General features: G+C 38.0%; 15 protein-coding genes. 9 read left to right on the forward strand and 6 right to left on the reverse strand.

Features of this window, described 5'->3' with window-relative positions:
* Positions 1-5 precede the first annotated feature (5 nt).
* Positions 6-1,022, forward strand: a complete 1,017-nt coding sequence (locus R2R71_RS20645; protein ID WP_316833189.1) for a YihY/virulence factor BrkB family protein — start codon at positions 6-8, stop codon at positions 1,020-1,022.
* A gap of 7 nt (positions 1,023-1,029) precedes the next feature.
* Here R2R71_RS20645 and R2R71_RS20650 read toward each other — a convergent pair whose 3' ends face one another.
* Both R2R71_RS20650 and R2R71_RS20655 read right to left on the reverse strand, forming a co-directional pair.
* Positions 1,030-3,171: an ATP-binding protein gene (locus R2R71_RS20650; RefSeq protein WP_316833190.1), complete on the reverse strand. Its 2,142-nt coding sequence runs from the start codon at positions 3,169-3,171 to the stop codon at positions 1,030-1,032.
* 40 nt (positions 3,172-3,211) lie between these two features.
* Positions 3,212-5,080 carry a DNA topoisomerase IV subunit B gene (locus R2R71_RS20655; RefSeq protein ID WP_316833191.1) on the reverse strand — a complete coding sequence of 623 codons (1,869 nt, stop codon included), beginning with the start codon at positions 5,078-5,080 and terminating at the stop codon, positions 3,212-3,214.
* A gap of 351 nt (positions 5,081-5,431) precedes the next feature.
* Between R2R71_RS20655 and R2R71_RS20660 the strand changes: the two genes are divergently transcribed.
* Positions 5,432-6,769 carry an APC family permease gene (locus tag R2R71_RS20660; protein WP_316833192.1) on the forward strand — a complete coding sequence of 446 codons (1,338 nt, stop codon included), beginning with the start codon at positions 5,432-5,434 and terminating at the stop codon, positions 6,767-6,769.
* 315 nt (positions 6,770-7,084) lie between these two features.
* On the forward strand, positions 7,085-8,419 hold the full coding sequence (locus R2R71_RS20665) for an MFS transporter (protein ID WP_316833193.1): 1,335 nt from the start codon (positions 7,085-7,087) through the stop codon (positions 8,417-8,419).
* Positions 8,420-8,495: 76 nt separating this feature from the next.
* Here R2R71_RS20665 and R2R71_RS20670 read toward each other — a convergent pair whose 3' ends face one another.
* Both R2R71_RS20670 and R2R71_RS20675 read right to left on the reverse strand, forming a co-directional pair.
* Positions 8,496-10,211: a RagB/SusD family nutrient uptake outer membrane protein gene (locus R2R71_RS20670; protein ID WP_316833194.1), complete on the reverse strand. Its 1,716-nt coding sequence runs from the start codon at positions 10,209-10,211 to the stop codon at positions 8,496-8,498.
* Between the two features lie 15 nt (positions 10,212-10,226).
* Positions 10,227-13,454 (reverse strand): TonB-dependent receptor, encoded by a 3,228-nt coding sequence (locus R2R71_RS20675; protein ID WP_316833195.1) that lies wholly within the window; start codon positions 13,452-13,454, stop codon positions 10,227-10,229.
* A 487-nt stretch (positions 13,455-13,941) separates the two neighbouring features.
* Here R2R71_RS20675 and R2R71_RS20680 point away from each other — a divergent pair, with 487 nt between their 5' ends.
* Positions 13,942-15,240: a DEAD/DEAH box helicase gene (locus tag R2R71_RS20680; RefSeq protein ID WP_316833196.1), complete on the forward strand. Its 1,299-nt coding sequence runs from the start codon at positions 13,942-13,944 to the stop codon at positions 15,238-15,240.
* Positions 15,241-15,450: 210 nt separating this feature from the next.
* On the opposite strand, the gene leuS is transcribed toward R2R71_RS20680, so the two are convergent.
* Positions 15,451-18,237, reverse strand: a complete 2,787-nt coding sequence (gene leuS / locus R2R71_RS20685) for a leucine--tRNA ligase (RefSeq protein WP_316833197.1) — start codon at positions 18,235-18,237, stop codon at positions 15,451-15,453.
* A gap of 120 nt (positions 18,238-18,357) precedes the next feature.
* On the opposite strand from leuS, the gene R2R71_RS20690 reads away from it, so the two are divergent.
* Positions 18,358-18,528: a hypothetical protein gene (locus tag R2R71_RS20690; protein WP_316833198.1), complete on the forward strand. Its 171-nt coding sequence runs from the start codon at positions 18,358-18,360 to the stop codon at positions 18,526-18,528.
* Entirely contained in the window at positions 18,510-18,806 is a 297-nt protein-coding gene (locus R2R71_RS20695; RefSeq protein WP_316833199.1) for a type II toxin-antitoxin system RelE/ParE family toxin, read from the forward strand. Before R2R71_RS20690 ends, R2R71_RS20695 begins: the two co-directional genes overlap by 19 nt.
* Before the next feature lie 65 nt (positions 18,807-18,871).
* On the opposite strand, the gene R2R71_RS20700 is transcribed toward R2R71_RS20695, so the two are convergent.
* Complete coding sequence (locus tag R2R71_RS20700) at positions 18,872-19,276, reverse strand: lipocalin family protein (RefSeq protein ID WP_316833200.1); 405 nt, start codon at positions 19,274-19,276, stop codon at positions 18,872-18,874.
* Positions 19,277-19,478: 202 nt separating this feature from the next.
* On the opposite strand from R2R71_RS20700, the gene R2R71_RS20705 reads away from it, so the two are divergent.
* From R2R71_RS20705 to R2R71_RS20715, 3 genes are all read left to right on the forward strand, one after another.
* Positions 19,479-20,357 (forward strand): cell division protein FtsX, encoded by an 879-nt coding sequence (locus tag R2R71_RS20705; RefSeq protein WP_316833201.1) that lies wholly within the window; start codon positions 19,479-19,481, stop codon positions 20,355-20,357.
* Positions 20,357-20,581 carry a DUF3098 domain-containing protein gene (locus R2R71_RS20710; RefSeq protein WP_316833202.1) on the forward strand — a complete coding sequence of 75 codons (225 nt, stop codon included), beginning with the start codon at positions 20,357-20,359 and terminating at the stop codon, positions 20,579-20,581. Before R2R71_RS20705 ends, R2R71_RS20710 begins: the two co-directional genes overlap by 1 nt.
* 67 nt (positions 20,582-20,648) lie before the next feature.
* Positions 20,649-21,443 carry an undecaprenyl-diphosphate phosphatase gene (locus R2R71_RS20715; RefSeq protein WP_316833203.1) on the forward strand — a complete coding sequence of 265 codons (795 nt, stop codon included), beginning with the start codon at positions 20,649-20,651 and terminating at the stop codon, positions 21,441-21,443.
* The last annotated feature ends 19 nt before the right edge of the window (positions 21,444-21,462 follow it).

Genomic DNA, 21,462 nt, shown 5'->3' on the forward strand with positions numbered 1-21,462 from the left:
TATCAATGAAAATAATCCACAGAATTAAGAATTTCTTTATTGCCCTTTACCACCTTTTCATTGCGGCTGGAAAAGGATTTGTTGAAGACAGGGTTACCAAACTTAGTGCTTCACTGGCTTATTATACCATATTCTCATTAACACCACTCATTATCATTGTACTTTCTGCCGCCACATTATTTTTTGGCGACAAGATGAATACCCGTGATAAATTCTTTATGCAGGTAACTGATCTGGTTGGAAAAGATGCGGCGTTACAAATCCAGGGCTTTGTTGAGCATGCCAATAAATCTGGGCAATCAACCATTGGCTTAATTATCGGGATAGGTACACTGATTATTGGTGCAACTGCAATCTTTATTGAAATTCAGGATAGTATAAATATGATTTGGAAAGTGAAAGCTATTCCAAAAAAAGGCTGGCTAAAGATGCTTAGCAACCGCTTGTTATCCTTTTCCCTGGTGGTTTCAATGGGTTTTTTACTTTTGGTTTCACTTGTTGTAAATAGTGTTGTTGTGGGTTTGGGCGATAAACTTGTTGGCTTACTTTCGAAAAGCAAAATAGATGACGTTATACCAGTTGCCAATGATACCATGCAATTACTGATTTACATCTTAAATAACGTGATTACGGTTGCAGCGGTTACATCAGTATTCACGATAATTTTTAAGGTATTGCCAGACGTAAATATCAAATGGAAATCGGCAATCATCGGCGCTTTGTTTACAGCGGTACTCTTCAGTTTAGGTAAATACCTGATTGGTATTTATATTGAAAAAGGAAATCCTGGATCGGCTTTTGGAGCTGCCAGTTCAATTATTGTAATTCTGCTCTGGATTTATTACACTTCAATTATACTCTATTTTGGCGCCGAATTTACACAGGCTTACTCAGAAAAATATGATGGAGGCATCTCACCGAGTAAATATGCTGTATTCACGAAAATTACAATCATAGAGAAGAAGGTTGATGTACTGCCACCTCAACATCCGGAAGATACTGTTAATTCAACTGAAGAGTAAAACTTAATTATTTTAAAAACTTAATCACCTTCTCTATAAAATCCTTTTCTAAAAATGGTTTTAGTACCAGTTCATTCATTCCTGATTCAAGATATTTCTTTCTGTCTTCCTGCATAACATTTGCTGTTATACCTAAAATTGGAATATCTTTTTTCTTTAAATCCTCATCGCCCCTTATTTTCTTTGTGAGCTCAATCCCACCCATCTCCGGCATTTGAACATCCGTAAGTACCAAATCATATTTATTTTCATTGAACAATTCATAAGCCTCTACCCCATTATGAACCGCATCAAAATCTATTTTATATTTCTTCAAAATAGTACTCGCCAATAAAATATTCAATACGTTATCATCAGCCAAAAGCACTCTTTTACCAAGTAAATATCCTGCGTCTTTTATATGCACTGATTCATTAATTTCAGCGTCTTTGGCTTTGGCTGTCATCGTGAAAGGTAATTCAAAAGAAAATACTGATCCTTTTCCTTCTTCACTATTTACACTAATAGTACCATGCTGATGATCAATTATTTTTTTGCAAATGGCAAGTCCTAAACCAGTGCCTTGTTGTTTTTCTTTAGTTGAAGCATAATAAACCTGAGCAAACTCATCAAAGATTATTTTCTGATCGAGCTCATTAATCCCAACACCTGTATCAGAAACACTTACCTTTAAAACGGCTTGTTTACTGCTACTTTTTACTAAATCAGCTTTTAAGATTACTTCACCCTGATCTGTGAATTTAATTGCATTACTTAATAAATTCATGATAACTTGTTTCAAACGTAACGGATCTCCAAGTATAAATGCATTCTGATTAATCGGCATATTTAAAACAAAACCAATTTTCTTTTTATCAGCCTGGATTTTCATGCTATAAAACACATCACTAATTGCGGTAAAAGGTGAAAAAGGGATGTTCTCAAAAGTAACTTTACCAGTTTCATATTTAGAAAAATCAAGAATATCGTTAACTACGTCTAATAACATTACCGAAGAATTACGAATAGCTGTAACCTGCTCTTGCTGTTCATCATGAAGATTTGCCTTGGTTAACTGTTCAGAAAAACCCACAATTGAATTTAAAGGAGTTCTGATTTCATGACTCATATTCGCCAAAAACCTGCTTTTCGAAAGTGCGTATAACGAAGCTTTATTACCATAATCAATTATGGCCAGTTCATTCTTATATAATTTGTAGATTATGTAAATCACAATGATTAATAAGCCTATTGCAAGAATGAGTAAAATAACCGTAAACTTATCTAAGTTCTCAACAGTACTGAATGTATTTACCCGAACAAGTTGCTGTACGGTGGCATAGTATTTTTTTTCATTTACACGATAAGCCTTAAGTCCGTTTACAATGTTGACGATAAGCTTATGGTTAACTTCCAGCAACTGTTTTTCTTTATTTTTCAGTTGTTTGTTAATCCGATAAAGATTCAGATAATAATTATTAATGGCCTTTAACTGCATTTTGTTATAGGCCGTACTAACGGATGCAGTATCCGCAGATATGGTTTTTCTAACTAATGTTGACTTAGCACTATCAGTTCCTTTTATTTCCCGGCCATTTATAGCATCGAATATGCGGCCAAAGAATTTCTTTTTTGGGAGGGCTGTAGTGCCAGGTTTTATTGTATCAATAGTTACGATACTTTTAAATTGCCTTGTAGTAAAAAGTCCGCTTTTTGGGTTTATTTTTTCAACATCCTGATCTACCTCAATTGAAAAATTTATCAGGCTATCTGACATTTTTCGTAATTCGATAAACTGAGAAGTTCTTAGTTTTTTCTGCCGGATTAAATTATCGAAAGACTCTTTTGAAAGTGCTTGCTCCTGTTGATTTTGATGCTCTATCGTATCCATGATTAAGGAAACTTCCCTAATCTCATTAACAAACTGGTAATAGTATTTTCGCTCACCACTAACAACATACATTCTGCAACTGTTCTCTGCATTGTATAGCTTAAAAATACAGCTATCTAACTTGGTAAAATCGCTCTGTACCTGAACAATTTTATTTACCGATTTTAAAAGTGGTATTTTAGAAAAATTTACGAATAAACCTGCTGTTATTCCGAAAATAATTAAGATTAAAAATACAACTATTAAATACTTCCCTGCTGAACTTCTCGTTGTTTTCAAATGTGTTGATTTAATTTTGCGATTACATCAACGCCACGTTTTATGCTACATCATCGATAATTTTAGGTTCTTCTTCTACCTCGTCTTTTTCTACTCTCAGGTTTCTGATAATATGTTGTTGCCTGTCAGGTGTATTTTTTCCCATATAATACTCCAACAAACTTTTAATGGTCTGATCTTTTAAAATAACAGGATCAAGCCTGATATCTTTTCCGATAAACAAACCAAATTCATCGGGAGAAATCTCTCCCAATCCTTTAAAACGAGTGATTTCCGGTTTATTACCTAACTTCTCGATCGCATTCCGGCGCTCTTCATCACTATAACAATAAATGGTTTCTTTTTTATTTCTAACCCTGAATAATGGGGTTTGTAATATATACACGTGCCCTGCTTTTACTAAATCAGGAAAAAACTGAAGAAAGAATGTCATCATTAACAACCTGATGTGCATTCCATCTACATCGGCATCGGTTGCAATAACTATGTTGTTGTAATGCAGGCCTTCCATACCATCCTCTATGTTCAGGGCGTGCTGCAACAGGTTAAATTCTTCATTCTCATACACCACTTTCTTTGTTAGTTCGTAACAATTGAGTGGCTTACCTTTTAAGCTAAACACAGCCTGGCAATCTACATCACGCGATTTTGTAATCGAACCCGAAGCCGAATCCCCTTCGGTGATAAACAAAGTTGTTTCATATCGTTTCTCATGTGTAGAGTTAAAATGAACCTTACAATCGCGTAGCTTCTTGTTGTGTAATGAAGCTTTCTTTGCCCTGTCGTTAGCCAGCTTTTTAATACCGGCGATATCTTTACGCTCTCTCTCCGACTGGTTGATCCGCTTTAAAAGTGCATCAGCAACATCAGGGTTTTTATGTAAATAGTCATCAAGTTCCTTCTTAACAAAATCATTAATAAATGTAGCAACTGATGGCCCTTCAGGTCCCATATTCTGAGAACCGAGTTTCGTTTTCGTCTGCGATTCAAAAACAGGCTCCTGCACACGTACAGAAATTGCCGCAATTATCGATGAACGAACGTCGGCCGCATCGAATTCTTTCTTAAAAAACTCTCTTACCGTTTTAACAACAGCCGCCCTGAAAGCAGCCTGGTGAGTTCCCCCCTGCGTTGTATGCTGTCCGTTAACAAACGAATGGTAATCTTCGCCATACTGCTGTCCATGCGTCATCGCAATTTCGATATCATTACCAACCATGTGTATAATTGGATATCTGATTTCTTCAGGCTTATTAAATTTCGAAAGCAAATCGTAAAGACCACGCTCCGAAAAATATTTCTGGTTATTAAAATTTACAGTTAAGCCTGTGTTCAGGAACACGTAATTCCACACCATGCTTTCAACAAAATCCGGAATGTAATGGTAGTTGCGGAAAATGGTTTCATCAGGATAAAAGGTAATGGCGGTACCATTTCGCTGAGTAGTATCAATTACAGGTTGTTCATTTACAATTTCCCCCTTCGAAAACTCAACCTTTTTTGTTTTGCCATCGCGGTAGGATTGTACAGTAAAACTTGTTGACAAAGCATTTACAGCCTTTGTACCTACTCCGTTTAAGCCAACCGATTTCTGAAAAGCATTACTATCATACTTACCTCCGGTGTTTATTTTGCTTACACAATCTATAACTTTTCCCAGCGGAATCCCGCGACCATAATCGCGTACGTTTATTTTTTGCTCAGACATGGTAATTTCGATGGTTTTTCCTGTTCCCATCACAAACTCATCAATAGAGTTGTCTACAATCTCCTTTAACAAAACATAAATACCATCGTCCTGTGCCGAGCCATCACCAAGCTTACCGATATACATACCGGGGCGTAGCCTGATGTGTTCTTTCCAGTCTAATGAGCGAATACTGTCGTCGTTATAAATTACTTCTGCCATAAATTTTATTGTTTTTTATCAGATTGATTGAGCATTGTTTTTTACACACCGCAGCCTTACCGGGGGATGGCCGGAGCAAGCTTTAACGTTCAACCTGACAAGTATTTAGGGATGAATTGGTATCGAGATTCAGGAAATATTTTTATTAAAGTTTCACAAATCTCAAATAGCAAAAAATATTGTACAATAATAAACTTATTCTTCCATGAGAGCAAATCAAAATATCAACAAAAAGAAGGAAATAATTAAGGTATAATATGAATAATAAGCAACCCAAAAGCTTCATCTGTCTTACACCACCCGTCATCCATTTTATTAGCTATCTTCGCCCTGTAATAATCAGCTCAAATAATGCAGACAAAAAAGCAACTTTCACTTTTCGATTTATCCATGATTGTGGTTAGTTTAGTTATTGGTATGGGTATTTTTCGCACACCGGTTAATGTTGCCGCAAAAGCCCAAATTCCTGAGCTTTTCTATCTCGCCTGGTTTATTGGAGGGTTCGTAGCGTTTTGCGGTGCATTAACCTATGCTGAAATTGGTTCAAGATATCCGGTAACCGGTGGCTACTATAAAATCTTCTCGAAAGCTTACCACCCTTCTATTGCCTTTGCCATAAACTGTATCGTTCTTATTTCAAGTGCGGCATCGGTGGCGGCAATATCAATTATCGGGGCAGAGTATTTAGGCAAAATTATTCTGCCTTCCGAATTGCAAAACGAAACATATCGGGTGGCCATCGCCATAACCACGATACTTGTTTTTTATTTCATCAACCTTTTAGGACTAAAAGCCAGCTCAAAAACACAAAATATTTTAACCGTTATTAAAATCGGGCTAATCCTAACACTCATATGTGCCATATTTTTCAGCAGCGAAACACAAACCACCACACCAATATTCAAAAGCTTAAACGGAGCCGTCCCTACCTGGACTGATTACGGCAAAGCCCTGGGTTTATGTCTTATTGCGGTTTCATTCTCTTTTGCAGGTTATGCACAAACCATTAATTTTGGTGGCGAGGTTAAAGAAGCAAAAAAAGTAATCCCCCGTTCTATCATCATCGGTTTAAGCATTATTGTGGCACTTTATATTCTACTTAATTACGTTTATGTAAAAGTAATTGGTTTCGAAGAACTAAAAACCGCAGAAAGTATTGCAGCAATTCTGGCTTCAAAAATATTTGGCCCTGCAGGTTTTAAAATGCTTTCGGTAATTATATTCATTTCGGTTATGGGTTATGTTAATGTAAACCTGCTCAGTAATCCCAGAGCGATGTTTGCCATGGGCGAGGAAGGCGCATTACCAAAAATATTCAGTAAAATAAATAAGCGTACTGAAGTAATTACCTGGAGCCTAACTATTTTTACGGTAGTTGCAGTTGTAATTATTTTTTACGCCAAAACTTTCGATAAAATTTTAAACTACACCATTTTTCTGGAAAGTATTAGCATGGCGAGTTCTGCAGCTACAATTTTTATCTTGAGGAAACGAACAGCACATCTCGACCCGAAAACCATATACACCGTTCCATTATACCCAATATTGCCGGTAATATTCATTGCCGCCTACACCTTCGTGGCTTTTAGTATTTATGCCGATGACCCAAATGCCGCATTAAATGGGTTATATATTTTTATCGGGTTTTTACTCATCTATTTCATTTCAAAATGGTTTAATAAAAAGTAGTTTGCTTTTTTCCGGAAAAGCAGTGGCAGTGCTTGTCGGATTCTGCAGCCCCGCCATTCGCTACAATCTTTTTAAAACTCCTGTCATTCTGAGGCACGAAGAATCTGTTTCATAGGTTGCAGATTCTTCGTACCTCAGAATCACAGTCTATTCAAGGTCGTGGCAAATAAAAAGTATTTCCGCTGCTGTCGGGTTTAATTTGCAAATTTCTTACCTTGCTTAACGTAAGTTACCTGGCATGGTATTTAATGTAGTTAGCCCACGTAAAATCCAATCAGGTTAAAATTGCAATAGCTTAATCTTCGCAATAAATTAATGAATAAAAAACTCTCGTTAAAACAGGAAATCGCTTATGCTGCTGGTATGATTGGCTGGAGCACGATGACAAATATTATCATCGTAATGCTACCTTATTTCTACCTTCCGCCAAGTAATGCGGGTTTACATCCTTTGGTACCGCAACTTGTATTTTTGGGTTTGTTTAATATCCTGTCAATTATTGCAGCTTCAGGAAGACTGGTCGATGCAGTTTTCGATCCCTTTATCGCTTCCAAAAGCGATGCCAGCCAAAATCCAAATGGAAGGCGGATGCCTTTTATGAAGTGGGCAATTATTCCTGCTATTGTTTTTTGTGGATTGGTATTTTACCCCATTCAAAAAGGCGAAAGCTTACATAATGCCTGGTGGTTAACCCTTACATTATGCCTCTTTTTTGTTTCAGTTACCACTTACATTATACCTTATAATGCCTTACTGGCAGAGGTTACCAACACCCCCAAGCAAAAAGTTAAATTATCAAGCTACCAGCAGGTTGGTTTTGTAATCGGAATTATCTTATCGGCTTGCACCAACAATTTTGCCGATTTGGTTCAGATGAATTTTGTAGTTCCAAGCAGAAGTGAGGCTGTTCAAATCGCTATCTGGGGGCTTTGTGTGCTATCAGGATTGGTAATGCTACTACCTGTTTTCTTTATCAATGAAAAAGAATTTTCAGTTGCCAAGCCAACCCATATCCCACTTTGGCCGGCAATAAAAAATACTTTTAGAAACAACAATTTTAAATATTACCTCGTTTCCGATTTTGCTTTCTACACGGCATTGAGTATTATCTCAAGTGGATTACTATTCTTTTGCACAGTTTTACTGGGTTTAGATGAATCGCAAGGCGGCAAATTTATGGGAGTAATGGTAATGGCATCATTACTATTTTATCCGGTAGTAAATTTCGGTTCGGCAAAAATTGGCAAAAAGCCTTTTGTACTTTTTGCCTTTGTTGTTTTATGTCTGATCTTCGTAACCATTTTCTTTTTAGGAAAAATTCCACTACCCGCCGAGGTACAGCTTTACATTCTGGTATTGTCTGCAGCTTTCCCGCTGGCAGCCTTAGGTATTTTACCCAATGCCATCTTAGCAGATATTGCTCAAAAAGACACACAAAAAAGCGGTGAAAATCATGAAGGGATGTTCTTCGCCGTTAAATATCTTTTTGTAAAGCTAGGGCAAACTTTGGGTATCGCTATTTTTGCAATGTTAACCATTTATGGAAAAGATCCCGGCAACGATTTTGGATTACGCCTCAATGGAATTGTAGGTTTTGGGCTCTGTTTAATAGCTTTAATCTGCTTCAGCAGGTTTAAGGAGGAAAAATAACACCTGAATCGAAACATAAAAATAAAAGGGCAGAACCCTTAGGTTCTGCCCTTAAAAACTTCTGTTAAATTTTATTTTAGTAACCAGGACTTTGCTTCAAAGTACCGTTACTTCTGTCAATCTGATCCTGCGGAAGCGGGAAGTATTCATCTCTTGACTCAAAGACAATACCTTTCAGGTAATCAAAATAACCACCTTCGAACGCAAAATAACTTTCAAGGGTTTGTTTGGCAATACCCCATCGCACCAAATCAAAGAAACGATGGCCTTCCATTGCCAGTTCCAATCTTCGCTCGAAACGTACGGCAGTACGGGCATAGGCGGCATCAGGAAATGATGGATAAGGGTTTACCCTATATACCGCAGCAGCAGAACCATTTATTGTTTGCGGAACTATTTTAGCCGCACGCTGCCTAACAGCATTTACCAGTGCTAGGGCCCTCGGCAAATCGCCTGTTTCTACCGCACATTCGGCTGCCATCAGATAGATATCACCCAGGCGGATTAGGTTAACATTTAAGCCCGTAACGTTCGTAGAGCCTGGCGCAGTACCCGAAGCAATCTGCGCAGCTTCAATGGAATTTTTAACTGCCACAAAAGGCCCGCCATTACTTGCATCCCTAATCCAGCTATCACCGGCCATAATTCCCCAATCGCGATATGGAATCCCACGACGGCCAATGGTTGACTCTATTCTAGGATCGAGCGCAAGGGTTTTATCTACCTGGTAATTTGTTTTTGCTGTGCCTGTTAGCCCAAGATCTGACAGGTAAGGGTTAGTGCGGTAGCTGCCATCCAAAAATGGAAGCCCGGCTGCATTTACCTTAAATGAATTTGCCAAATCGAGTGTAGGCTGGAAAAATCCGCAGCAGTTAATTGGCGTAACACTTCCGTATGGAAAGTTTAGCATATCACCAACATTTCCGTTATCACCGCCGGTTCCATCTGTTCCAACAGAATGTTCTACCACCACAATCGATTCAGGCCCATCTTCTTTGGTAATATCGAAGTTGTCGCTATAGGGAAGTGTAACCAGATCAGGCTTTGCCGTGATGACAGCATTTAATAGCGTATATGCTTCAGCATACCGTTTTTGATAAAGTAAAACCTTACCCAAATATGCCTGAGCTGCATATTTATCCATTCTTCCTTTCTGGTTTTTAGGTTTTGTCGTACTTAGATTATCTACAGCAAATTGAAGATCGGTGATAATATTTGGGTAAATATCTTTATCATTAGCAACAAAAGTACCTGCACTAGCTTCGGTAACATATGGTACCAATTTAAATACCCTCACCAGGAAAAAGTAATAATGCGCTCTCAACAATCTGGCTTCACCCTGAATCTCCTTTGCCCTTGCATCAGAAAATTTAGTTGTGCCTTTTCCAGCCTGTAAATCAGCAAGAATTTTAAGGGTATTATTACAACGCTGAACTCCCTCGAAGCACCTGTTATAAAGATTAGAAAGGTTATCATTTGTACTGGTTGGCGCATGTTGCTCAATGGCATTCATGTTTGGCTGATCACCTACACTACTTCCCTTGTGCGCATTATCCGACGCTACTTCACCAAACAACCATTGGCTTGGTGCTGCACCGTAATTGCCCCAGGTACCGTTTATATTACCATTGAGTAAACCATAAGCGCCAACCAACAAACCTTCTACCCCATCCTGAGTAGTTAGTTGTTCGGCTGTAAGTTCAGCTTGCGGATTTAAAGAGAGAAAGTCTTTTTTACACGATACAAAGCATAGTATCAGTAAAAACAGGGATATATTTTTTATATGTTTCATCTTATATCTTTTTAATTAAAATCCAACATTAATACCTAGTAAAAACTGTCGAGGTGAAGGATAGACACCCTGATCTACACCAGGTGCAGTGAAAGTATCTGTAATCTGAGTAACCTCCGGATCAAGTCCTGTGTATTTGGTAATCGTAAATAAGTTACTTGCCGATGCATAAATCCTAAAGCGGCTGATCCCTGATTTAGTTCCGAAAACCTTAGCTGGAATAGTGTAGCCTATCTGAATATTTTTAAGTCTTAAAAAACTACCATTTTGAATGTAATAGCTCGAAGAAGCAAATTCTACGTCAGATGCACCTGCATAAGCCGATGGGATATTACTTGATCTGTTTGTTGGACTCCAGGCATTTAATAAACGTGTACTCTTCGCACCATCGAAAGATGGGAAATCAGTAAAATAACGGGTAGCTTCAAAAATATCATTGCCCTGTACACCGTATAAGAAAGCCGAAATATCGAAATTTTTATAAGATGCGTTCAGGTTTATACCGTACATAAAGTCAGGGTTTGGATCACCAATAATAGTTCTGTCTTTCGGATCGATGATTCCATCTCCATTAATATCCTGATATTTCAAACCTCCAACACGGGCACCCGCATACGAAGGACCAGCCTGAACTTCTGCCGTACTTTGATAAATTCCATTGGTTTTATATCCGTAAAATGAGCCGAAAGCTGCTCCCTCTTGCAATACACTTGTTTGTAAACTTCTGTAATTGCCATATACCTGATTAAAAATCCCTGGCGCAAGCCTGTCAATTTTGTTAACGTTTTTAGAGAAATTTAAACCGATATCAAACTTTAAAGGATCTTCAGCCTTGCGTCCGTAATGATAAGCAACATTAAACTCCACGCCCTTATTACTCATGTCGCCAATATTCACAAATGGCGCACTTCCTCCACCCACTACGCTAACAGGTAAAGGCAGGTTGTAAAGCATGTCTGTTGTTTTTTTACTATAAGCATCAATCGATCCGTCAAACCTGCCTTCGAATATGGTAAAATCAACCCCTACGTTAAGTGCTTTTAACGATTCCCATTTCACATCAGCATTTTGATAGGCATTCTGCCAAACCCCTGTGGTTAAGGTATTTCCTCCTCCAACAGCATAAGCCGCATTGATGATAGAACTTTGATACCTGTTAATATATTGATATGGCGGGATCCGCTGGTTACCGGTTTGGCCATAACCAACACGAAGTTTTAAGTCACTAACCCATTTGGCATTCTTCAGGAAACTTTCTTCTGATAATCTCCAGGCTACACTTCCGGCAGGATAAAAGCCGTATTTATTTGCAGGGCCAAAGTTAGAAGAACCATCACGACGAATGGTGAAACTTGCCAGGTAGCGATCGTTAAATGAATAATCTATTTTTGTAAAGAGTGAAAATAAGGAACCTATCGAACCTGTACTGGAGTTACTGATATTAGATGAACCGGTATTAAGGTAATAATAGTCCTGATCTCCCAGTAAGAAGAAGTCGTTTCTTGCTGCATTTAATTGCCTCGATCTTGAACGGATAGCCTCAGTACCAACTAATGCATTTAAACGGTGTTTCTCGCCAAATGTGGCTGTGTAGTTTAAGGTATTGGTCCACGTCCATTCGGTGTTATAGCCTTGGTATTCACTCAAACTATTCGAATTATTTCCCTCAGAGAATTCAAGGTTTGGATAACGCATAGATAAACCATTATAGTTTTCATAGCGTATACCAAAATTTGTTTTTAAAACTAATCCTTTAACAATATCACCTTCAGCGAAGATATTACCGAAAAAGAAATTGTTTTTGTTTACGTTGTCTTTAGCCCTGTAAAGTACTGCCAGTGGGTTTTCGGCATTCCCCAATTGGCTTCCACGGCTACCTGCAAAATTTCCGTTAATATCGTAAACCGGAATAATTGTAGGAATACGGTAAGCCCAACCTAAAGCACTACCCTGATCCTGATAGCTTCCTGGGGTATTCGGATTTACACCGAAACCATAGCCCTCAGAGTAACTATATTGTGCATTTTCGCCGAAACGTACTCGTTTATTAAATGCATTTACAGTAGTATTTGACCTGAAATTATAGCGTTTAAACCCTGTGTATTCAATCGTACCTTTTTGGTTTAAATAACCTGCAGATAAAGAGTATGTAGCATTTTCTGAACCACCAGTAGCACCTAACTGATAATTTTGAATTGGTGCTGCCTTAGTGATTTCATCGAACCAGTTTGTTCCTGCCTTATTAGTCCTTGTTATCTGATAAAATAAGCTAGGATCACGGCTGTAGTTGTATTTCGATGGATCAGCATCTGCGGCAGTAACATCCTGTCCCAATACAGAACCTGCTACCAGATAATCAGGTAATGTTGGTGTAGTACCGGAGCCGTAATTACGTCCCGCAGCAATGGTTTTGCCAGCATTGGTATAACTATCGAAAACATATTGAGCATATTGCTGAGGGTTCATCATCTCGGGGAAGCTGCCATTGCGTGGTGCCTGTGTTCCAAAATAAGAATCGACAGTAATTTTCGGTGCACCTGAAATCCCTTTCTTAGTAGTAATAATTACAACACCGTTATTTGCCCGCGACCCATAAATTGAGGCAGAAGAGGCATCCTTTAATACCTGTAAACTCTCTATATCATTCTGATTAAGCCATGAAAGTTTACCTTCAAAAGGAACTCCATCAATAACATAAAGTGGTTCGTTGTTATTGATTGTACTTGTACCCCTGATTCTGATTTGAGGTGTGGAACCTGGCGCACCATCATTAATAATGGAAACCCCGGTGGCTTTTCCCTGCAAGGCTTCAACTGCACTGGCAGCAGGCTGTGCTTTTAACAAGCCCATATCCACAACGGCAACAGCACCTGTTAAATCCTTTTTACGCTGAGCGGAATATCCAGTAACAACTACCTCTGATAGGTTATTGTTTTCCGCAGCAAGCGTAATCGTAAGATTAGTTTGACTGCCTACTACCACTTCCTGGGCAGCATAGCCCACAAATGAAATAACCAGTACATCCGCAGGCTTTGCACTAAGTGTGAAAACGCCATTTGCATCTGTACTGGTTCCGCCTGCTCCGTTTTTAATTTTAATACTCGCACCGACGACAGGTTGCTTATCATCGTTAGCAATTACCTTACCCGTAATTTTAGTTTGGGCATTGGCCCCGACCGCAAACAGCACGGCCAGTAGCCAGAGGAAAAGTCTCCTCTGAACAAAAGATTGGTTTTGTTTCATAAGATTTAATTGATTAGTTAAGGAAATAGGAATGGCCTAAAATATTAACGCCATTATTTATTTTGCCATACTAGCGCCAAATCAACAACAACAATGCGTTATACAACATGTTAGTTGATCGAATGAGTATGTAGTAGATAAGAATTTGTTTTCGGCAGAATAGGAAAGTAAGCCTACATGGATTAGTAGAGTAGTTTTCATAGTTAGGAATGTATATTCGGTTAGACTTATACTAATGACAAACTAAACCTACAAAATAATAGATTGAATTCCTACATAAATATAAAAATAAATCTGACAATGGCAATTTACCGCAAATACAATGCTTAAAATAGTATGAATTCTTTTGTTCATTTTATAAACCGTATCTTTGCGGCGAAGCAGGAATAAGGGCTTGCCATTCTGAATGGCATATTCTCTCCGCAAGTTAGTCCTTCAACATTTGATTGTTCTAGCTTCTTCAATAAAAAATTACAGAAATAAACACATGTTATTCAAAGAATTAAACCTCATTGAGCCAATTTTAAAGGCCCTTGAGAAAGAAGGTTATTCACAACCAACACCTATACAGGAGCAATCCATCCCAACCATATTAAAAGGAAAAGATTTATTAGGATGTGCGCAAACAGGAACAGGTAAAACTGCGGCCTTTGCCATCCCTATGTTGCAGTTATTGCACGAAAAACACCTCAACACCAAAGCAACTAAAAATATAAAAGCTTTGGTATTAACCCCAACCCGTGAACTCGCTATTCAGATTGAAGAAAGTTTCAAAGCCTATGGCAGCAATTTAAATTTACGCCATCTGGTAATTTTCGGAGGAGTAAATCAGTTCTCACAGGTAGAAGCATTAAAAAAAGGTGTAGATATTTTAGTAGCTACCCCAGGCCGTTTATTAGATTTAATGAACCAGGGATTTATCAACCTGAATACTATCGAACTTTTCGTTTTAGATGAAGCTGACCGTATGCTCGACATGGGTTTTATCCACGATGTGAAAAGAACGGTAGCCAAATTACCTGCAAAACGCCAGACCTTATTTTTCTCAGCCACCATGCCTGATGAAATTCAGAAGTTAGCCAATACCATTTTATCCAATCCAACCAAAGTAGAAGTTACACCTGTTTCTTCTACTGCTGAGACCATAGTACAATCTGTTTATTTTGTTTATAAACCTGATAAGAAGAAGTTGCTTATCCACCTGTTGGAGGATAAGGATATCCAGACGGCTTTGGTTTTCACAAGGACAAAACATGGCGCTGATCGTATTGTGAAAGATTTAGGAAATGCAGGTATCAAAGCGGCAGCTATCCATGGCAATAAATCGCAAAATGCAAGACAAAGGGCATTAACGGACTTTAAAGACAGGAAAATTCGCGTTTTGGTTGCAACTGATATCGCTGCCCGTGGCATCGATATCGATCAGTTATCGCACGTTTTCAATTATGAGTTACCTAATATTCCAGAGTCTTACGTCCACAGAATTGGTCGTACAGGGCGAGCTGGTGCAAATGGTATCGCCATTTCTTTTTGCGATGCAGAGGAAAACGAGTATTTACTGGACATACAGAAATTGATTAAGATTACACTTCCTGTTGTCGACAATCATCCTTATCCTTTAACCTGGGAGAAGATGTTGGCTAAAAATCAAATTAAGCGTAAACCTCAGGCTCAATCAAAAGGCGGCGGTGGTAAAAAAAGCGGTGGAGATGGTAACATGAGTGGCAAACCGCGTAATGCCAGCAACAACAGAAGATTTGGTGGAAATAGAAGAAGGAGAGATTAAGAAAGACAAAAGCTGAAAGCAAAAAGTTTAAAGCCTTCTTGCTAATAATATAAAAACCCGTCTGTAGTTCCGTCGGCTGAAACCTGACAGTAATAAATACTCACGATTATCCCTTATAAAAAAGAGAACCCCGGACTGATTAAATAATCCGGGGTTTTCTTTTGTAAAAAATGCAGGAAAGCTTTCCGCTTTAGCCTTTATGCTTTCAGCTTAAACTACCACATTAATAATCTTTCCTTTTACGAAAATGATTTTTTTAGGCGCTTTGCCATCCAAAAATTTCTGGAAGTGCTCATCAGCTAATAAAATTGCTTCTGCTTCTGGTTGCGCCAATGTTAAACTCAAGTTTAAATTCATCTTCATTTTACCGTTAATAGAAACCGGGTAAGCAAATTCATCCTCCACTAAATGCTCCGGATTGAAAATTGGAAACGCCGTGTAAGATAAGCTTCCGGCAGGATTCCCTAACTGCACCCAAAGTTCCTCACAAATGTGCGGTGCGTAAGGCGATAGAATAACCACCATATCCTGAAGAATTGCACGCTTATTACATTTCAAATCAGTTAATTCATTAACCGCAATCATAAAGCTTGATACCGAAGTATTGAAAGAGAAACGCTCAATATCATCCTGTACTTTTTTAATGATTTTATGTAATGATTTCAATTCGGCTTTTGTTGGTTCCTCATCCGAAACGGTAAATTCCCATGCTTCGTTATGGAACAATCTCCAGAATTTACGTAAGAACTTAAACACACCTTCAATACCGTTTGTATTCCATGGTTTGCTCTGCTCCAATGGACCCAAGAACATTTCGTACATACGTAAGGTATCTGCCCCATAACGCTCAATCAAATCATCCGGATTAACCACATTGAATTTTGATTTCGACATTTTCTCTACTTCAACACCGCAGATGTACTTTCCACCTTCGAGAATAAATTCTGCATTTGCATACTCCTCTCTCCAGGCCTTGAATCTATTTAAATCAAGTATATCGTTTTCAACGATGTTAACATCAACATGCAAAGCTGAAGTTTTGTATTCTTTTCTTAATCCAGCAGAAACGTAAGTATTTGTTGGTTTACCATCAGCATCATTAATTCTGTAAACAAAATTACTTCTGCCTTGAATCATCCCCTGGTTAATTAACTTTTTGAAAGGCTCTTCTTCTTTGGTGTAACCTAAATCTTTCAAAAATTTATTCCAGAAACGGCTGTACAATAAGTGACCTGTGGCGTGTTCAGAACCGCCGATATATAAGTCAACATCTTTCCAGTATTCAACAGCTTCTTTTGATGCGAAATCGCTGTTATTATTCGCATCCATATAACGATACCAGTACCAGCTGCTTCCTGCCCATCCTGGCATGGTGCTTAATTCGTATTCGAACTTACCATCATATTTCCAGTCTTCAGCACGGCCTAAAGGCGGCTCTCCAGATTCAGTTGGTAAATATTTATCAATTTCTGGCAAGATTAAAGGCAATTCTTCTTCCTTCAAAAGATATGGCAATCCATCATTAAAATAGACCGGAATCGGCTCTCCCCAATAACGCTGGCGGCCAAAAATAGCATCACGCTGGCGGAAGTTTACCTTTGCTTTCCCAACATTTTTTTCTTCCAACCAGTTGTTTAAAAATGAAACTGCTTCTTTATAAGTTAATCCATTAATAAAGCCCGAATTAATATACTTTCCCTCTTTGGTTGGATCTGCCTGTGTATCGATATCTTTTTGCCCATCCAGAATCTGGATAATCGGCAAATTAAAATGCGTGGCAAATAACCAGTCACGTTGGTCGCCGCTTGGTACGCCCATTACCGCACCAGTTCCATAGCCTGCCAATACATAATCGGCAATCCATAGCTGAACGCGTTCGCCACTCACCGGATTGATTACATAAGTTCCGGTGAAAGCACCTGAAACTGTTTTTGTATCCGCCATGCGGTCTAATTCCGATTTCTTTTTGGTTTGAGCAATGTAATTCTCAACAGCCTCTTTCTGCCCAGGTGTAGTTAATTGTGCTACCCATTCGTGTTCAGGAGCCAATACCAGATAAGAAACACCAAAAATGGTATCAACACGGGTGGTAAATACTTCTATTTGTTTATCATTACCTTCTACCTGAAATTTTACCGATGCACCAACACTTTTACCGATCCAGTTACGTTGCATTTCTTTAATCGGTTCCGGCCAGTCGATGGTATCCAAACCTTGCAAAAGTCTGTCAGAGTAAGCCGTAATCCTCATGCTCCATTGCATCATTTTCTTCTGCTCAACCGGAAAACCACCACGCTCAGAAAAACCATCCTTTACCTCATCATTTGCTAGAACAGTTCCCAAAGCCGGACACCAGTTTACTGTACTCTCGCGAAGATAGGTCATGCGATACTTCAAAAGCTCTACCTGTTTTTCTTCTTCGCTAAAGGTTGCCCAATCGCTAGGCAAGAATGTTTTCACATCATCATCACAAACAGCCTTAACATCGGCAGTTCCTGCAGCATTAAATTTCTCAATTAACGTTGTGATATCTTCTGCCCTGTCGTTTTCGATGTTATACCATGAATTAAACAATTGCATAAAAATCCATTGTGTCCATTTGTAATAAGATGGCTCACTGGTACGGACTTCCCTGCTCCAATCGAAAGAAAAACCAATCTGATCTAACTGACGACGATAAGTAGCAATATTTGCTTCTGTGGTAATTGCCGGATGCTGACCTGTTTGGATAGCATATTGTTCTGCAGGCAAACCAAATGAATCGTAACCCATTGGATGCAAAACGTTAAAGCCTTTAAGGCGTTTGTATCTCGAAAAAATATCTGATGCAATGTAGCCCAGTGGATGGCCAACGTGTAAACCCGCTCCCGACGGATAAGGGAACATGTCTAACACATAGTATTTTGGTTTTTCAGAATTGCTTTCAGCTTTAAACGTGTGGTTATCGGCCCAGAATTTCTGCCACTTTTGCTCTATTTCTTTGAATTGGTAATCCATTGCAAGTTTTAAATTTTTGAAGTTGCGAAATTACGGAAATTAAGGGGTTTAGTGAAACCAAAAAACATGTTAAAGCGTTAACTTATTTATTATTATCTTCGTTTATCAAAATGAGTATTTATGGCACATGTAACAATCGAAAATAAAAAATACGTACTCATCCCCGAAGAAAGCTTTCAAAAGCTACAAAAAACAGCTGCTTTAAAACACCATCCCGAGAAAACTTTTTCAATTGCTGAGGCTAGAGCCATTAGCAAAAAGTTAATCAGGAAATGGTCCGCAGAAAAATAATCATTAAAGAATCTGTTGTAGAAAGTATTGCTGCAATTTCATGGTTTATTGAATCTGAAGGATTTCCTGCAACAGCTGAAAAATTTGCTGATAATGTTTATGACTTTATTGAATTATTAGCTGATGAAAGAAAGCGATACAAAACATGTAGAGAGCCAGAAAGGGCCTTGATGGGTTATAAGTGTATCAATTATAAAAAATATACAATTGTAATACTTGAGCTTGACGCAGAAATAATGATTTGTGAGTTCATTCCCTCTAAAATGATAAACTGGTAAAATAAAAAATGCGCCATTAATTATAACAATCAATGGCGCAAGCAAATAATCGGGGGATTAGGCCTTTATCTTGTAAGGTAGTAAACCTTAACAATAGTAGATTTATCAATTTTTGCGGTAAAACGGAGTTGTGTATCAGACAGTGTTGATACGGTACAGTATGAAGTTCCTTCAGGAAAAACCATTCCAAATTCATTACCCATCGAAACGGTATAAGTGCCAATGGTACGCTGGTTACTTAAGCTCAACTCAACCTGATCATCATTATTCGATTTAAAGTCCATGTAATCATTAATAGTATAATTAGTTGTTCCGTTAAGTAATTCGTTTGAATTTCCGGAAACTTCAATTTTATTCACGGTCCACTTTCCCATCATCCGGGCCTTTAACGATGTTGTATCCTTTTTACAGGAAAATAGTGCAACACTCGCGACAAAAAGCAAGCTTAGAATGGTAATTTTTTTTTTCATTTAGAGTAGATTAAGTTTTAGTTATGCTTAAATAACGTAGTTTTTCTATCTTTCGTACCAGTTTTACAAAACCATTGGCTTAATCAGCTATTTCCAGTCCGAACTAAATCTGCTTCAGCTACGTTTATATTGATTTAGAAATGCTTTATATTGGCGTTTATCAGGGATAATTTATATTTTCGCAAAAACAAAATTGAAATACATGGAAGAATTCGAAGTAAGTGACGCATCTAAGAAAACCAAAACTGTTTATATCTCTACGATAATAAGTATTGCATTGGTTTTGTTAATGCTTGGGCTGCTTGGGTTGGTACTTGTACACGCCAAAAATCTGTCTAACTACGTTAAAGAAAACATTGTACTGAATATAATTGTTGACGAGGGCGCTAAAGAGACCGATGTATTGGCCTTCCAGAAAGAGCTAAATGCTAATCCGGCAGTTAAGCAAACACAATATGTAAACAAAGAACTTGCTGCAAGAAATTTAACACAGGACCTGGGCGAAGATTTCGTAAACTTCCTGGGTTATAACCCTTTGACTTCTACTTTTGATGTTTATTTAAAAGCAGAATATGCAAACAATAAAAGCATAGATGCTTTAAAAATAAGTATTGCAAAAAACCCGGTTGTAAAGGAAGTTGTTTACCAGAGCTCCTTAATCGATATGGTAAATAAAAATATCAATACCATAGGTTTGATTATTCTGGCTTTTGCAGCCTTACTATTAGTTATCTCTATCGCATTGATTAACAACACCATAAGATTGGCAATTTATTCACAGCGCTTTTTAATTAAAAGTATGCAGCTTGTTGGTGCAACGAAAAACTTTATCCGACGTCCTTTCTTATTGTATGCTGCTTTGCATGGTTTACTTGCAGCATTTATAGCGATTATTATTTTACTGGCAACATTAATTTACGCCCGCAAAGAAGTGCCGGAAATTATTATCCTGAACAATTACAAAGAATTTGGCTTTGTATTTATCAGCCTGTTAATTATTGGCATTTTTATTACAGGCATTAGCACATGGTTTGCCGTAAGCAGGTATTTACGTTTAAAATCTTATCATCTTTACAGATAATGGCAGAGAAAAAAACAAGTCCGGTGAAGGACGTTAAAAATGAACTGGTTTTTACAAAGAAAAATTACCAGTTACTCTTAATCAGTATTGCTATTGTAGTTATTGGTTTTATCCTAATGATGGGTACCACTGGCGATATCTATGATTTCAGAAGAACCCTATTAGCACCTTTGGTGGTATTGTTTGGTTTCGGATTTGGAATCTACGCGATACTGAAAAAATAAATTTACCTTAAAGATACCTCTAAAAACGCTCAATATTAATTGAGCGTTTTCTGCTATTTAAACAAACATGAATACTTTAGAAGCGCTTGTGTTGGCCATTATCGAAGGCTTAACTGAATTTCTTCCTGTATCGAGTACAGGGCACATGATTATCGGCTCATCTTTAATGGGCATTGCCAGCGACCCATTTGTGAAACTATTTACGGTGGCCATACAACTCGGTGCAATTCTATCGGTGGTTGTATTGTATTTTAAACGGTTTTTCAAATCAATAAACTTCTATTTTAAGCTTTTTGTTGCATTTATACCAGCCGCAATTTTTGGCCTTCTGCTCAGCAAAAAAATCGATGAGCTTTTAGAAAGCCCCCTTGCTGTAGGGATTTCACTTTTAGTTGGCGGTGTTATTTTATTGTTTGTTGATAAATGGTTTAATAATCCAACCGTTACCGAAGAAGAAGAGGTTAACTACCTTACCGCATTAAAAATTGGCTTTTTTCAGTGTATTGCCATGATTCCTGGTGTTTCACGCTCTGGCGCTACCATTGTAGGCGGTATGACCCAAAAACTCAGCAGAAAAGTTGCAGCAGAATTCTCATTCTTTTTAGCCGTTCCTACCATGTTTGCAGCAACGGCAAAAAAACTGTACGATTTTTACAAAGAAGGAAACACGATCACCCACGAGCAAACAAATTTATTAATCGTTGGAAACGTTGTAGCCTTTGTAGTAGCACTTCTGGCGATTAAAAGTTTCATTGGCTACCTCAACAAGCATGGTTTCAGGGTATTTGGCTGGTATAGAATTATTGCCGGATTAATCATAATCGCCTTATTATTAACAGGACATAACCTGCAAATTATTTAATCTGTATCTTTGCGCAAAA

Origin of the sequence: Pedobacter aquatilis, from assembly GCF_032678405.1 — a bacterium.
Classification (GTDB): Bacteria; Bacteroidota; Bacteroidia; order Sphingobacteriales; family Sphingobacteriaceae; genus Pedobacter; species Pedobacter aquatilis_A.

Coding starts and splice junctions, on each gene's coding strand:
- R2R71_RS20655 (WP_316833191.1), bottom strand. CDS start 5,080: ATGGCAGAAGTAATTTATAACGACGACAGTATTCGCTCATTAGACTGG.
- R2R71_RS20695 (WP_316833199.1), top strand. CDS start 18,510: ATGGTCCGCAGAAAAATAATCATTAAAGAATCTGTTGTAGAAAGTATT.
- R2R71_RS20660 (WP_316833192.1), top strand. CDS start 5,432: ATGCAGACAAAAAAGCAACTTTCACTTTTCGATTTATCCATGATTGTG.
- R2R71_RS20680 (WP_316833196.1), top strand. CDS start 13,942: ATGTTATTCAAAGAATTAAACCTCATTGAGCCAATTTTAAAGGCCCTT.
- R2R71_RS20645 (WP_316833189.1), top strand. CDS start 6: ATGAAAATAATCCACAGAATTAAGAATTTCTTTATTGCCCTTTACCAC.
- R2R71_RS20665 (WP_316833193.1), top strand. CDS start 7,085: ATGAATAAAAAACTCTCGTTAAAACAGGAAATCGCTTATGCTGCTGGT.
- R2R71_RS20710 (WP_316833202.1), top strand. CDS start 20,357: ATGGCAGAGAAAAAAACAAGTCCGGTGAAGGACGTTAAAAATGAACTG.
- R2R71_RS20670 (WP_316833194.1), bottom strand. CDS start 10,211: ATGAAACATATAAAAAATATATCCCTGTTTTTACTGATACTATGCTTT.
- R2R71_RS20675 (WP_316833195.1), bottom strand. CDS start 13,454: ATGAAACAAAACCAATCTTTTGTTCAGAGGAGACTTTTCCTCTGGCTA.
- R2R71_RS20700 (WP_316833200.1), bottom strand. CDS start 19,276: ATGAAAAAAAAAATTACCATTCTAAGCTTGCTTTTTGTCGCGAGTGTT.
- R2R71_RS20715 (WP_316833203.1), top strand. CDS start 20,649: ATGAATACTTTAGAAGCGCTTGTGTTGGCCATTATCGAAGGCTTAACT.
- leuS (WP_316833197.1), bottom strand. CDS start 18,237: ATGGATTACCAATTCAAAGAAATAGAGCAAAAGTGGCAGAAATTCTGG.
- R2R71_RS20705 (WP_316833201.1), top strand. CDS start 19,479: ATGGAAGAATTCGAAGTAAGTGACGCATCTAAGAAAACCAAAACTGTT.
- R2R71_RS20690 (WP_316833198.1), top strand. CDS start 18,358: ATGGCACATGTAACAATCGAAAATAAAAAATACGTACTCATCCCCGAA.